This window comes from Dialister sp. CAG:357, assembly GCF_000435155.1.
In the GTDB taxonomy this organism is placed as follows: domain Bacteria; phylum Bacillota; class Negativicutes; order Veillonellales; family Dialisteraceae; genus Dialister; species Dialister hominis.
This window is the reverse complement of sequence record NZ_FR896449.1, coordinates 7,584-7,967: the sequence shown is the minus strand read 5'-3', so window position 1 is coordinate 7,967 and position 384 is coordinate 7,584. Positions and strand designations below refer to the sequence as shown.

Annotated in this window: 2 tRNA genes; both read right to left on the bottom strand. The window is 44.8% G+C overall.

Going from position 1 to position 384, the window contains the following annotated elements:
• Positions 1–25 precede the first annotated feature (25 nt).
• A tRNA-Tyr gene (locus tag M3200_RS07285) sits at positions 26–110 on the bottom strand.
• Positions 111–115: 5 nt separating this feature from the next.
• Positions 116–191, bottom strand: a tRNA-Thr gene (locus M3200_RS07280).
• Positions 192–384: the final 193 nt, after the last annotated feature.

The following is a 384-nucleotide window of genomic DNA, read 5'->3' as shown; positions in this document are numbered from 1 at the left end:
TACCAACTGCTCCACCCCGCGATATTGGTGGGTGGAATAGGATTCGAACCTATGAAGGCAAAGCCGGCAGATTTACAGTCTGCTCCCTTTAACCACTCGGGAATCCACCCACATATGGAGCTGGCAATAGGACTTGAACCTACGACCTGCTGATTACAAATCAGCTGCTCTACCAACTGAGCTACGCCAGCACGCAAGTGATGGTATTTATTATACACATCTTACTTACTTTCGTCAAGGACTTTTTTCGCTCACTTGGCGGTTCGTCCTCATCACAGTTACAGATTATAGCATAGGGATACGTACCTTGCAAGTGTTTTTTTCAAACTTTTTATAAGAAGCAAACTTCTTATATACAAAGCCCCTCAGCCCTCTGTAGACTCT